10 protein-coding genes are annotated in these 13,519 nt (G+C 59.8%); 7 read left to right on the top strand and 3 right to left on the bottom strand.

Annotated elements, in window-relative coordinates; all coding sequences use genetic code 11:
* Nucleotides 1-90 precede the first annotated feature (90 nt).
* The 5 genes from BLU24_RS15475 to BLU24_RS15455 are packed head-to-tail and all read left to right on the top strand — an operon-like array spanning nt 91 to nt 6,635.
* Complete coding sequence (locus BLU24_RS15475) at nt 91-3,582, top strand: response regulator (RefSeq protein WP_093101721.1); 3,492 nt, start codon at nt 91-93, stop codon at nt 3,580-3,582.
* A complete protein-coding gene (locus BLU24_RS15470; RefSeq protein ID WP_090283324.1) occupies nt 3,582-4,415 on the top strand; it encodes a CheR family methyltransferase in 834 nt (277 codons plus the stop codon). Before BLU24_RS15475 ends, BLU24_RS15470 begins: the two co-directional genes overlap by 1 nt.
* On the top strand, nt 4,412-5,005 hold the full coding sequence (locus tag BLU24_RS15465; RefSeq protein ID WP_090283325.1) for a chemotaxis protein CheB: 594 nt from the start codon (nt 4,412-4,414) through the stop codon (nt 5,003-5,005). Before BLU24_RS15470 ends, BLU24_RS15465 begins: the two co-directional genes overlap by 4 nt.
* Nucleotides 4,999-6,213 (top strand): hybrid sensor histidine kinase/response regulator, encoded by a 1,215-nt coding sequence (locus BLU24_RS15460; protein ID WP_090283326.1) that lies wholly within the window; start codon nt 4,999-5,001, stop codon nt 6,211-6,213. The genes BLU24_RS15465 and BLU24_RS15460 overlap by 7 nt, the downstream gene beginning before the upstream one ends.
* Nucleotides 6,214-6,257: 44 nt before the next feature.
* On the top strand, nt 6,258-6,635 hold the full coding sequence (locus BLU24_RS15455; protein WP_016774860.1) for a response regulator: 378 nt from the start codon (nt 6,258-6,260) through the stop codon (nt 6,633-6,635).
* Between the two features lie 36 nt (nt 6,636-6,671).
* Here the strand turns inward: BLU24_RS15455 and BLU24_RS15450 are convergent, their stop codons facing one another.
* The 3 genes from BLU24_RS15450 to BLU24_RS15440 form a co-directional block, all read right to left on the bottom strand.
* Nucleotides 6,672-8,342, bottom strand: coding sequence for an ATP-binding protein (locus tag BLU24_RS15450; protein WP_090283327.1), 1,671 nt, complete (start codon nt 8,340-8,342; stop codon nt 6,672-6,674).
* The gene (locus BLU24_RS15445; protein WP_090283328.1) at nt 8,339-9,841 is read right to left on the bottom strand and encodes an ATPase domain-containing protein; all 1,503 of its coding nucleotides are present in this window, start codon (nt 9,839-9,841) and stop codon (nt 8,339-8,341) included. The genes BLU24_RS15450 and BLU24_RS15445 overlap by 4 nt, the downstream gene beginning before the upstream one ends.
* 123 nt (nt 9,842-9,964) lie before the next feature.
* Nucleotides 9,965-11,020, bottom strand: coding sequence for a tetratricopeptide repeat protein (locus BLU24_RS15440; RefSeq protein WP_090283329.1), 1,056 nt, complete (start codon nt 11,018-11,020; stop codon nt 9,965-9,967).
* A 171-nt stretch (nt 11,021-11,191) separates the two neighbouring features.
* Here BLU24_RS15440 and BLU24_RS15435 point away from each other — a divergent pair, with 171 nt between their 5' ends.
* Nucleotides 11,192-13,327 carry an FUSC family protein gene (locus BLU24_RS15435; protein WP_093101720.1) on the top strand — a complete coding sequence of 712 codons (2,136 nt, stop codon included), beginning with the start codon at nt 11,192-11,194 and terminating at the stop codon, nt 13,325-13,327.
* Nucleotides 13,317-13,517 carry a DUF1656 domain-containing protein gene (locus tag BLU24_RS15430; RefSeq protein ID WP_093101719.1) on the top strand — a complete coding sequence of 67 codons (201 nt, stop codon included), beginning with the start codon at nt 13,317-13,319 and terminating at the stop codon, nt 13,515-13,517. Before BLU24_RS15435 ends, BLU24_RS15430 begins: the two co-directional genes overlap by 11 nt.
* The last annotated feature ends 2 nt before the right edge of the window (nt 13,518-13,519 follow it).

The raw sequence follows: 13,519 nt of genomic DNA, 5'->3' as shown, positions 1-13,519 counted from the left end.
AAATTGCCATCAAAAGCGTCAGAAAAATGGATCCAGACCGGGGTTTTCGGGCAAACTCCACGTTTTTCAACAGTTCGACAAGGCTGCCTCATGTCCTCTCCGTCTTCGGTTGATGAACAACGGTTTCGTAAACTCCTGACTCGCAACATCAGCCTGCCCTTGGGCGTTGGCGCACTGAGCGCCGTGTTTTTCGTGTCGCTGATCACCTATCTGTTGTCGGTTATCCAGTGGGTGGAGCACACCGACCGGGTGATCAATAACGCCAACGAAGCGGTGAAGCTCACCGTGGACCTGGAAACCGGCATGCGCGGCTACCTGCTCAGCGGTGACGAGCACTTCCTCGACCCGTACGAGACTGCCAAACCGCGGATCGCCGTGGCGCTCAGTACGTTGCTTGAGCTGACTGCCGACAACCCTGTGCAGACGGATCGCATTCGTCGTCTGCAGGCGTTGCAGGTCGAATGGGCCAATTACGCGCAATCAATGATCGATCTGCAGCGCAGCAGCGGCGATTATCGTGGCGCGGTCAAGGCCGGGCGCGGCAAGCGCCTGACCGACGAAATCCGCAAGCAGTTCGAAGACGTCATCGAGACCGAGCAGGTATTGCGCGCCACGCGTAATGAAGAAGTGCGGCGTACCACGATCTGGAGCATCAGCCTTTATCTGCTGTTCATCGGCGTCATCAGCGGTTTGCTGGCGTATGTCGGTCGCCGTGATCTGGTCAATCTTTCGCAAAGCTATAGCGCGACCCTGGCGGCGCAAGAGGCCAGTGCCGAGCGCCTGGAAAAACAAGCATGGTTGCGCAATGGCCAGACGCAACTGGCCGAGCAAGTGTTGGGGCAACTGACGCTGAATCTGTTGGGGCGCAATATTCTGCAGTTCTGCGCGCAGTACCTGGGCACTGCCGTGGCCGCATTGTATGTGCGCGAAGAGCACGGCGGACTGAAACGCGTGGCCACTTACGGGTTCTCCCGTCAACAAGAAGAACAGGAACAAGCGATCTTCAGTGGCGAGGGCATTGTTGGCCAAGTGGCGCAGCAGGCGCGGCTGATTCGTCTTGATGCGGTGCCGAGCGACTACTTCAAAGTCAGCTCCGGCCTCGGTGAAGGCTTGCCGCACAGCGTGCTGGTGGTGCCGACCAGCGACGACGAACGCGTCAATGGCGTGATCGAACTGGGCTTTCTGCGCCCGCTGAACCAGCGCGACATCGAATTGCTGGAACTGATTGCCGGCAACATCGGCACTTCCATCGAAGCGGCGCGTTACCGTCAGCGCCTGCAGGAAGTGCTGGCCGAAACCCAGCAGTTGAACGAAGAGTTGCAGGTGCAGCAGGAAGAACTGAAAACCGCCAACGAAGAGCTGGAAGAACAGTCGCGGATTCTCAAGGAATCCCAGGCGCACCTGGAAACCCAGCAGGTCGAGCTGGAGCAGACCAACGAGCAGCTTGCCGAACAGGCGCAAACTCTGGCCGAGCAGCGCGATGCCATGGACCAGAAGAACACCGAGCTCAATCAGGCCCAAGTGCAACTGGAAGAACGCGCCGAAGAGTTGCAGCGTTCAAGCAAATACAAGTCTGAATTCCTCGCCAACATGTCCCACGAACTGCGCACGCCGTTGAACAGCTCGCTGATTCTGGCCAAGTTGCTCGCGGAGAATCCGCAGGAAAACCTCAGCGCCGAACAGGTCAAGTTTGCCGAGTCGATCTATTCCGCCGGCAACGACTTGCTCAACCTGATCAACGATATTCTCGACATCTCCAAAGTCGAGGCGGGCAAACTCGAAGTGCTGCCCGAGAACACCAGCGTCGCGCGTCTGGCCGAAGGCTTGCGCAACATGTTCGAGCCATTGGCGACGGACAAGCAGCTGGCCTTCACTGTCGACCTGCAACCGGGCGCGCCGGCCATGCTGTACACCGACCGCCAGCGCCTGGAGCAGGTGATCAAGAACCTGCTGTCGAACGCGTTGAAGTTCACCGAGAAGGGTTCGGTGAGCCTGACCATCGCCGGCCAGCCTGACGAGCATATTGCATTCATCGTTCGCGATTCGGGCATCGGTATTGCGCCCGACCAGCAGGAAAGCATTTTCGAAGCGTTCCGTCAGGCCGATGGCACCACCAACCGCAAATACGGCGGCACGGGTCTGGGCTTGTCGATTTCCCGTGATCTGGCGACCTTGCTCGGCGGCTCGATCAGCGTCAGCAGCACGCCGGGGCAGGGCAGTGTGTTCACCCTGCTGCTGCCAACTCAGTACAGCGAGTCCGCGGAAGTGGCATCGGCGCCGTTGACCTTCACGCCGCCTGCGCCAGTCGCGCCTGCAGCGCCAGCGCTGAATGTGTCACCGCTGGCGCCGGTACACATCCCGCGTTTCGCCGATGACCGCGACAAGGCTCCGTTCAACACACGCTGCATTCTGGTGGTGGAAGACGAACCGAATTTCGCCCACATCCTCTATGACCTTGCGCACGAGCTGGGCTATCAGTGCCTGGTCGCCCACGGTGCCGACGAAGGCTACGACCTGGCGAAAGAGTTCGTCCCGGATGCGATCCTGCTCGACATGCGCCTGCCAGACCACTCCGGCCTGACCGTGCTGCAACGTCTCAAGGAACACGCCGGCACCCGGCACATTCCGGTGCATGTGATTTCTGTCGAAGACCGTGTCGAAGCAGCGATGCACATGGGCGCCATCGGCTATGCGGTCAAACCTACCACCCGTGAAGAGCTGAAAGACGTATTCGCCCGTCTCGAAGCCAAGCTGACGCAAAAGGTCAAACGCGTGCTGCTGGTCGAGGATGACGATCTGCAACGCGAAAGCATCGCGCGGCTGATCGGCGATGAAGACATTGAAATCACCGCGGTGGGCCTGGCCCAGGATGCGCTGGAGCTGCTGCGCACGACGATCTACGACTGCATGGTCATCGATCTGAAGTTGCCGGACATGCTCGGCAATGACCTGCTCAAGCGCATGTCCACCGAGGACATCTGCTCGTTCCCGCCGGTGATTGTCTACACCGGGCGCAACCTGACCCGCGACGAAGAATCCGAGCTGCGCAAGTATTCGCGCTCGATCATCATCAAGGGTGCACGCTCGCCGGAGCGCTTGCTTGATGAGGTCACACTCTTTCTGCACAAAGTCGAATCGCAGTTGTCCCATGAACGGCAGAAGATGCTCAAGACCGCACGCAGCCGCGACAAAGTCTTCGAGGGCCGCAAGGTGCTGTTGGTGGACGATGATGTGCGCAACATTTTCGCCCTGACCAGTGCCCTGGAGACCAAAGGCGCAGTCGTGGTGATCGGCCGTAACGGTCGTGAAGCGATTGAGAAACTCAACGAAGTCGAGGACATAGATCTGGTGTTGATGGACGTGATGATGCCGGAAATGGACGGTTTCGAAGCCACCATTGAAATCCGCAAGGATCCGCGCTGGCGCAAGCTGCCGATCATTGCGGTCACGGCCAAGGCCATGAAGGACGATCAGGAGCGCTGCCTGCAGGCGGGCGCCAATGATTATCTGGCCAAGCCCATCGACCTGGATCGTCTGTTCTCGCTGATTCGTGTGTGGTTACCGAAGATGGAACGCATTTAGTGGAACGCAGTACACCCGCCGAACGAAACAGCGAAATTGAGCTGCGCCTGTTGATCGAGGCGATTTATCTCAAGTACAGCTACGATTTTCGCGATTACTCCGGCGCTTCGATCAAGCGCCGGGTGCACCACGCGTTGAGCCAGTTCGAGTGCGCGACGATCTCGGCGCTGCAGGAAAAAGTGCTGCATGACCCGACGGCGTTCATGCAGCTTTTGCAGTTGCTGACGATTCCGGTCAGCGAAATGTTTCGCGACCCGTCGCACTTCCTCGCCATCCGCAACGAAGTGGTGCCGCTGCTGCGCACCTATCCTTCGCTGAAAATCTGGATTGCCGGCTGCAGCACGGGCGAGGAGGTCTATTCGATGGCGATTCTGCTGCGCGAAGAAGGCCTGCTCGATCGCACGATCATCTACGCGACTGACATCAATCCACGCTCGCTGGACAAGGCCAAGCAGGGGATTTTCTCGATGGAGAACGTCCGCGCCTATACCGCCAATTACCAGCAGGCCGGTGGTCAGCGCTCGTTCGCCGACTACTACACGGCGGCCTATGGCTACGCGATTTTTGACAAGACCTTGTGCGAAAACGTGACGTTTGCCGATCACAGCCTGGCCACCGACAGCGTATTCTCCGAAACCCACTTGATTTCCTGCCGCAACGTGCTGATCTATTTCAACAAGAAGCTCCAGGATCGGGCCTTCGGGCTGTTTCATGAGTCGCTGTGTCACCGCGGCTTTCTGGTGCTGGGCAGCAAAGAGACGCTGGATTTTTCCAACTATGCCAACCGGTTCGAAGGGCTGGTGAAGCAAGAACGGATTTACCGCAAAACATGAACGAAGCGGCGGTTTTGCCTCGCGTCGAGGCCGTTGTAGTCGGAGCGTCCGCCGGTGGCGTCGAGGCGCTGCTGAGCCTGCTTGGGCCGCTGCGCCGTGGCTTCAGATTGCCGATCATTGTGGTGTTGCACCTACCCGAAGAACGCCGCAGCCAATTGGCCGAAGTCTTCGCCCGGCGCCTGCAAATGCCGGTGGTCGAGGCTGCCGACAAGCAGGATATCGAAGCCGGCACGGTGTATTTCGCCACGCCCGGTTATCACCTGTCGATTGAAATGGACCGCAGCTTTTCCTTGAGTCAGGAAGACCGTTTGCACCATTCGCGGCCCTCGATCGATTTTCTTTTCGAGTCCGCCGCCGACGTTTACGGGCCAACGCTGGCCGCGGTTTTACTGACTGGCGCCAATCACGATGGCGCGCGCGGACTGGCGCAAATCAAGCGCTGCGGCGGTTTGACCATTGTCCAGGACCCCAACGAAGCGCAGGTCGCCACCATGCCCCAGGCTGCAATGAACATTCGGCAGCCGGATCATGTCCTACCCATTCACGACATCAGCGGTCTGCTTGTCGAGCTGGAACGAATCGCATGCTAAGTAACATCCAAGCCAAACTGCTGATCGTCGACGATCTGCCGGAGAATCTGCTGGCACTCGAAGCGCTGATCAAGCGCGAAGACCGCACGGTCTACAAAGCCCTGTCAGCGGATGAGGCGTTGTCGTTGCTGCTGCAGCACGAGTTCGCCATGGCCATTCTCGATGTGCAGATGCCCGGCATGAACGGCTTCGAACTCGCCGAATTGATGCGCGGCACCGAGAAAACCAAGAACATCCCGATCATTTTCGTCAGCGCCGCCGGCCGCGAGTTGAACTACGCGTTCAAAGGCTACGAGAGCGGGGCGGTGGACTTTCTGCACAAACCGCTGGATATCCATGCGGTGAAAAGCAAGGTCAACGTCTTCGTCGATCTGTATCGCCAGAGCAAGGCGTTGAAGCAACAGCTCGAAGCGCTCGAACAGGCGCGTCGCGAGCAGGAAGCGTTGCTGCAACAACTGCAAAGCACACAGGCGGACCTCGAGCAGGCCGTGCGCATGCGCGATGACTTCATGTCGATCGTCGCCCACGAAGTACGCACGCCGCTCAACGGTCTGATCCTCGAAACCCAGCTGCGCAAGATGCACCTGGCCCGCGACAACGCTTCGGCGTTCACTCTCGACAAGATGCACGCCATGGTCGACCGCGATGAGCGGCAGATCAAAAGCCTGATTCGCCTGATTGAAGACATGCTCGACGTGTCGCGCATTCGCACCGGCAAGCTGTCGATCCGGCCAAGCCGTTTCGATCTGGTGCAGTTGGTGAGTAATCTGTTGCAGAACTTCGCGCAGCAGATTGAAGCCGCGGAGACCGAAGTGTCGCTGACCGTGTTCGGCCCCGTTGAAGGTCACTGGGACGAGTTCCGCATCGAGCAAGTGGTGTCGAACTTGCTTACCAACGCCCTGCGTTATGGCGGCCGCAGTCCGATTCAGGTGCGCGTCTACCGTGAGGGCGATGAAGCGCGAATCGAAGTGCAGGACCACGGCATAGGCATCAGCAAAGAAAACCAGAAGCGTATTTTCCAACAGTTCGAACGGGTTTCCGCCAAGACGGTAGTGGCCGGGCTCGGGCTGGGTCTGTTCATTTCCGAGCAGATCGTCGCCGCCCATGGCGGCTCCATCGTCGTCGAAAGTGAAATCAACGAAGGCGCCCTGTTTCGCGTTTGTCTGCCAATCCAGGAAAACGGCATATCCGACGCAACCTCTGATTGACCGTACGGTCGTATCAGCAGCTATTGACCGAACAAAGGCTTCCCATGAGCGTAGATGCACAAGATGTAGTACTCGTCGTCGAAGACGAACCGGTTATCTTGATGGTTCTGACGGATTATCTGTCGGGGCAGGGCTATCGCGTGTTGCAGGCTGAAAACGGAGAACAGGCGTTCGAGATCCTGGCGAGCAAGCCGCACCTGGACATGTTGATCACTGATTTTCGTTTGCCGGGCGGAATTTCCGGCGTGCAGATCGCAGAACCCGCCGTAAAACTGCGCCCGGATCTGAAAGTGATCTTTATCAGTGGTTATCCTCAGGAAATCCGCGAAACCGGCAGTCCGATCACCAGCAAGGCTCCCATTCTTGAGAAACCCTTCGATCTGGACGTGCTGCAGGAAAAAATTCAGGAATTGCTGGCCTGACTGCCCGGCCCGCTTGCGCGGGCCGTGGATTGGCAGTCAGTTCTTGATCATCTCGCGCACCTTGGCGGTGAGCAGATCGAAGGTGAACGGCTTGGTGATCATCTGCATGCCGGAATCGAGGAATCCGCCGCGCACTGCGGCATGCTCGGCGTAACCGGTGATGAACAGCACCTTCAGACCGGGCCGGTATTGGCGACCGACCTCTGCCAGTTGACGGCCGTTCATGCCCGGCAAACCGACATCGCTGACCAGCAAGTCGATGCGCTGCGTCGAATTGAGAATCGGCAATGCGGTGTCGGCGTCGCCAGCCTCTACGTAGGCATAACCCAACTCACTGAGCACCGCACAGACCAGCACACGAACCGCTGGATCGTCCTCAACGATCAGCACGGTTTCGCCGTCCAGCGCATCGGGAGCATGCTCAACGTCTGCATCGTCGCTGACCAATTCTTCGCCGCGAAAGCGCGGCAGGTAGAGTTTGACCGTGGTGCCCTGATCGATTTCGCTGTCGATCGACACGTGGCCGCGCGACTGTTTACTGAAACCGTAAATCATCGACAGGCCCAAACCCGTGCCCTGGCCGATCGGTTTGGTGGTAAAGAAGGGATCGAACGCGCGGCTCATGACACTTTGCGGCATGCCGCAGCCGTTATCGGTGACGCTGAGCATGACGTAATCGCCAGGCTCGAGATTGCTGTAGGCCTCAGTGAAATCGCGGTGCAACACCTGATTGCTGGTCTCGACCACCAGTTTGCCGCCGTCGGGCATGGCGTCACGGGCATTGATCACCAGGTTGAGCAGGGCGCTTTCCAGCTGATTGGGATCTGCTTCGGCAACCCAGAGGTTTTCATCCAGACGCATTTCCAGCTGAATGCTTTCATTGAGGCTGCGCTGCAACAACTCGCCCATCGACAGTACCAGGGTGTTCATCTGAACGGCTTTGGAGTCCAGCGACTGGCGACGGGAAAACGCCAGCAGACGATGGGTCAGGCCGGCGGCGCGGTTGGCTGAGGTGACGCCGAGATCGATCAGGCTGTCGAGATCCTCGGTTCGCCCACGGGCCAGGCGCCGCCGAATCAATTCGAGGCTGCCGATGATTCCGGTGAGCATGTTGTTGAAGTCGTGCGCGATGCCACCGGTGAGCTGGCCGACCGCTTCCATTTTCTGCGATTGGCGCAAGGCTTCTTCGTTGTGGCGCAGCTGCGCGGTGCGCTCCTCGACCTGTTGCTCGAGGGTTTCGAGCGTCGATTGCAGGCGCCGTTCGCTTTCGCTGAGGTCGATCAGGCGATCGCGCGCTTCATATTGTCGTCGTCGCCCGCGCAGTGCGGCCGAGACCATACTGACCAGGGTGACGGGATGAAAAGGGCGCTCGAGGAAACTCACGTTGCCAAGCAGATCGCTCAGCCGCGACGAGGGGCCTTGTTCCTGTCCGCCGTGGTGGGTCAACAGAATGATCGGCAGATCCGACCACGCCGGTTGCTGCTCCAGCCAGGCGAACAGTGTTTCCATTTCCGGCCCGCGCAGGGCTTCGGCAGCGACGAGCAATAAGCCTGCGCCCAGTTCCAGCTGCGTACACAACTCGCCGAGGGCGGGGGTGACGACGCCACCGTAACCGGCCTCATTGAGAATCTTCAGCGCAATCTGACTGTCGCGACCCAAGGGCGCCAGAATCAGCGCCCGTTCGGCCAGTGGCACCTCGAGATTCACAAGCTGTCTTCCTGAAGCAGCGGATTGTTCGCGCCGAGGTAAGTTGGGACGCCACGCAGCACGCCCTGAAACGCTTCCAGCGGTTCACCGATGGTCATGCCGCCCTTCGAAATACGGAATTCACGAATGGTCGATTCGTGGCTGCCGGTGCGTTTCTTGATAATGGAAATCGCGCGGCGGACCTTGCCCAGCGCTTCGAAATAACGCAGCAGCACCACGGTGTCAGCCAGATAGGTGATGTCGACCGGCGCTTGCATGTCACCGACCAGGCCATGCTGGGCGACCGTCATGAACGTCGCCGCGCCCTTGCGGTTCAGGTACAGCAACAGTTCGTGCATGTGCAGGACCAGCGCGTTCTCTTCCGGCATCGCGGCCTGGTAACCGTTGATGCTGTCGATCACCACAGTCTTGATGTCAAGCTCATCGACACAGCGTCGTACGCGATGGGAAAACTCGCCCGGCGACAGTTCGGCGGCGTCGACCTGTTCGATCAGCAGATTGCCGGTGGCCTGCAGCTCCTTGAGGTTGATACCGATGTTCTTCATGCGCTCGTGCAGCAGGCCCAGCTCTTCGTCGAAGATGAACAGCGCAGCTTTTTCGCCGCGACGCACAGCAGCGGCGGCGAAGATCATCGAGATCAGCGACTTGCCGGTACCGGCAGGGCCGAGGATCAGCGTGCTCGAACCGGTCTCGATGCCGCCGCCAAGCAGCGCATCCATTTGCTCGATGCCGCTGGAGAGTTGCAACCGCGCATACTCGCCGCGATGCTCGGCCGCCACTAACCGCGGGAACACATGCACGCCATCACCCATGATGGTGAAGTCATGGAAACCGCCGCGATACTTCTGCCCGCGATACTTGACCACTCGCACGCGTCGACGCTCGGCACCGTAGGCGGGCGTCAGTTCTTCGAGGCGGATCACCCCGTGCGCGACGCTGTGCACGGTCTTGTCCAGCGACTCGGTCGTGAGATCGTCCAGCAGCACCACCGTCGCGTTATAGCGGACAAAGTAATGCTTGATCGCCAGGATCTGCCGGCGATAGCGCAGAGAGCTTTGTGCCAGCAAGCGGATTTCGGACAGGCTGTCGAGCACCACGCGAGTCGGCTTGAAACGCTCGACCGCTTCGAAAATCTGCTTGGTGGCTTCGCCCAGCTCCAGATCGGAGGAATACAGCAGGCTTTGCTGGTGCTCGGCGTTAAGCAGGCTTTCCGGCGGCGTCAGCTCGAAGATCTTGATGTTGTCGTCAAGCGTCCAGCCGTGGGACAGCGCGCCTTGGCGCAGCTCGCGCTCGGTTTCCGAGAGCGTGATGTACAACGAGCGCTCGCCGGCTTTTGCGCCGGCCAGGAGAAAATGCAAAGCGACCGTGGTTTTGCCGGTTCCGGGTTCACCCTCCAGCAGAAACACATGTCCGCGAGACAAGCCACCGGCCAGGATGTCGTCCAGGCCCGTAATGCCGGTAGCGGCTTTCGCACTGATCAACTCGTTAGAAGTAGACAAATAATGTCCTCTCATGACTTAGGGAAGCGCGACCATCGATGCATTGGGTCGGCCTGAATAACTTGACCTTAAGCCGTGATGGCAGTTCCGCTTATTGTTTGCGGATGTTGCGGGTTTTTACGCTCAAAGACCCTGCTGCAGCGCCGGATCGTCCGGGTTCAGCTGTTCGAGTTGCGCGAGCAGAATCTGCACATTTTGCAACTGGCCGCTTTCTTTCCAGTAATTGATCAGCAGAACCCGAGCCTTGCGGTCGGCGGGATGGCGCTGGACGATTTCCTGCAATTGCTTTTGCGCCGCCTCCAGTTCTTCTGCGCTGTGCAGGGTGGTGGCGAGGTCGTAGCGGTAATCCTTGTTGTCCGGCTCCAGTTCGACGGCTTTGGACAAACCGAGCAGGGCGTATTCACGCTGGCCATGGTGCAGCAACCACAAGCCCAGGGCGTGTTGCAAATAGGCTGAATCAGGCTGGGCCTTGAGTTGTTGAGCGAGCAATTGGCGGGCTGCGTCGCTTTGGCCCAAACGGTCGAGGACATCGATCTGCATGACCAGCGCCGGCAGATTGCCCGGTTCCAGACGCAACGAGTTCTCCAGGGCGACTTGCGCTTGCTTGAATTCGGCGTTGTGAATGTGCAGGCGCGCCAATTGCGCGTAGTTGGCGGCAGTTTCCGGTTGCGCCTTGAGGGTCTGCTCCCAGCCATCGATGGCTTGCTGCAGCGGCGCAAAATACAGCCCCAGTTCGTCAGGCGTCAGGCCGAGGAGGGCGTTGATGGCGGCAAAACGCACGTCCTGGTCCGCATCGTCGAGCATCGGCCCTACCAACAGACTGCGTTGCCCGCCCGGGACCAGCCCGACCACACTCTTGATGGCGGCCAGGCGTACTTGCGGGGCTTCGTTCTGCAGGTCGGTGTCCGCCAGTTTCAGCGCCTGGGGGCTCGGGTAGTTGGGCAGCTCGCCGTGCAGCCACACGCGGCGTTTCACCGAGATGTCCGGCCGACCCAGTTGCTGGTACAACTGGCGCGCTGCCCCCGGTTCGCCGGTGCGGGCGGCGTTCAGCGCTTCGCTGTAACCGTGTTTGATCGAATCGGGTATCACCGGGGTGGTGCTGCGCAGCGACAACCAGGCCACAACGACGACAAGCACCAGGCCCAGGCTGATCAGCAGGTAGCGGCGAGACTGAGGCATGCGGGATTCCGAAACAGGCGTTGTTGAGCAGAGCGGCAAGCTTCGGTCAGCTCGGGCAATCAGTCAAACCCTATGCATGTGAATCCTCCTACAAGCTGCGTCGACTCAGTTGCGCACCAAGCCGGCGATGCAGTGTCTACGCTTGCAGAAGTCGCTTTGATGAGTGTGCCCATGCAAGCCCTGTTCAATTACTTCAAGGCTGTGATTCATCCCGGCCAGGCCGTTCTGCTGTTTGCCCTGCGCACCATTGTGGCGGGGTTGCTGACGCTGTATCTGGCGTTCGTGTTCGACCTCGACCAGCCCAAGTGGTCGATCATGGCGGTGGTCATCGTCAGTCAGCCATTGGCCGGGATGGCGCTGGCGCGCAGCTTCGGCCAGGTCATCGGCACGACCCTTGGCGCGGCTGTGGCAGTGCTGATCATGACGATTTTCCCCCAGGCGCCCTTGCCCTTTATCACCACGCTCGCGCTGTGGCTGGCGCTGTGCACGGCCGGAGGCACGCTGCTGCGCTATACCAGTTCACAAGCGTTCGTGCTCAGTGGTTACACCGCGGTGGTCGTCGCGCTGCTGGCGATCCCTGATCCGGACGGCACGTTCCTGCTGGCGGTGACTCGCGTGACCGAGACCCTGCTGGCCGTGGCGTGCGTGTGCGTGGTCAGCCTGTTGACGGCGCGCCCGCAAGCCGTGGCCAAGGGGTATTTCGCCAAGGTCGATCAGGTGATCAAACTGGCAGCCAGTCATGCGGCGGCAGTGCTGCGCACCGAAGAAAGCGAGGCGGACTTCCAGCGTCGGCAGCAGCAACTGCTCGGCGAAATCAGCGCGCTCGAGGGGTTGCGTCGACATCTGTACTTCGACGCGCCGCGCCTGCGCAGTGCGAATAATCTGGTGTTGCTGCTGGGCAATCAATTGATGCTGCTGACTTCGCGACTCACTGCATTACGCCATCAGCGAGAACTGCTCACCGAGCGCTGGGAGGGCGATCTGCCGCTGGAGGTGCAACGCCTGCGCAGCGAAGAACTGGCTCTTCTCGACGAGCTGGCGGAGCAGGGGCGTTCGTTGTCCAGCGAGCGCCGGCATGATTTCGTCACCTTGCAGCAGCAATTCGAAGGCTTGGCTTATCAGGCCGAGCAACTCACCGAAAACATGAGCGCGACCCTGCGCTCGCTGGCCTGGGCGTTACGCTGGGAGCAGGCGCGGCTGTTGCAGCAACTCGAACAGATTCTCGAATTGAGCGATGCGATTCAGGAGGGACGGGAGGCCAGCGTGCTTTTTCGCGGTCAGGTCAGCCCGCTGCATCTGGATTTCACCCTGGCGTCGATGAATGCGATCCGCGCGTTCACGGCGTTGCTGGTGGCCGGGTTGATCTGGATCGAAACCGCTTGGGACGGCGCGCGTGGCGGGATGATTCTGGTGGGGATTCTCTGCTCGCTGATGGCGACATTTCCGCGACCGCTGATGGCCGCGCAGAGTTACGCCCGAGGTTTGGGACTGGCACTGGTGGTCTCGGCGCTTTATCAATTCATGCTGGTGCCGGCGATCAGTGATTTTGAACCGCTGGCCTTCCTGCTTGCGCCGCTGCTGTATGTGATCGCGATCGGCCTGGCGAACCCGGCGACGACGGGGATTGCCATGGGCCTGGGGCTGTCGAGCTTTCTGATGCTCGGTCCGCAAAACGTCGGCACCGGGCAGAACACGGCCATTCAATGGTTCGAATTCGCTGGTGCCTACGTCAGTGCGGCGATGCTCGCGCTGTTGGTTTATGCGTGGATCTTCCCGTTCCGCCCGGCATTGCGCTTGCGCCGCTTGTATAACGAAGCGCGCGAGCAGGTGTATACGCTAAGCAAAACTCCAGCAACCGACGCAGAGCAATTCGCCTTCGAAAGTCGCATGGTCGACCGGCTGACCAGCATGCTCGGCCTGCTACCGGCGGCGAACAGTCGGGCCATGCAACAACTGTATGAAGTCAGCCTGGCGTGCGTGGCGTTGGGGGTGGCGATGCAGCAGTTGCGCCAGCAGGCGCAAAACAATGCATTGCTCAGTGAGGCATTCAGTCAGCATCTGGCGTCTGCGCTGCGCAAGACCGGGCGTTTTGTCGCCGGGCGCGCGGATGTGCAACTGGCGCCATTGTTGAAGACACTGCGTGCCTTGGGCGACGAACTGGACGATCTGCACGTCGCCAGCCACGAACATTTGTGGTCGATATTCCGCATGCGTGTGGCCCTGCTGATCGTCGTGTCATTCCTGCAGCGTCACGGTGAGTTCATCGAACGCTCGATTCCGGAAGGAGAACCGGCCCTTGCCCATTGATTTCGAGATTGGCGGCGTGTACCTGCCGCCCATTGCCCAAGCGCTGTTGTTGGCCATACCGATCTTTCTGGTTCTGGACTGGGGGTTGCGCCGCCTCGGCGTGCTGCGCCTGGTCTGGCATGAAGCGCTGTTTGAGGGCGCCTTGTATGCGTGCGTTTGCGCCGCGCTGATTCTGTTGATGGGAGCCTGATG

The organism is Pseudomonas sp. Z003-0.4C(8344-21) (assembly GCF_900104975.1).
Classification (GTDB): domain Bacteria; phylum Pseudomonadota; class Gammaproteobacteria; order Pseudomonadales; family Pseudomonadaceae; genus Aquipseudomonas; species Aquipseudomonas granadensis.
This window is presented reverse-complemented; position numbering and strand designations above follow the sequence as displayed.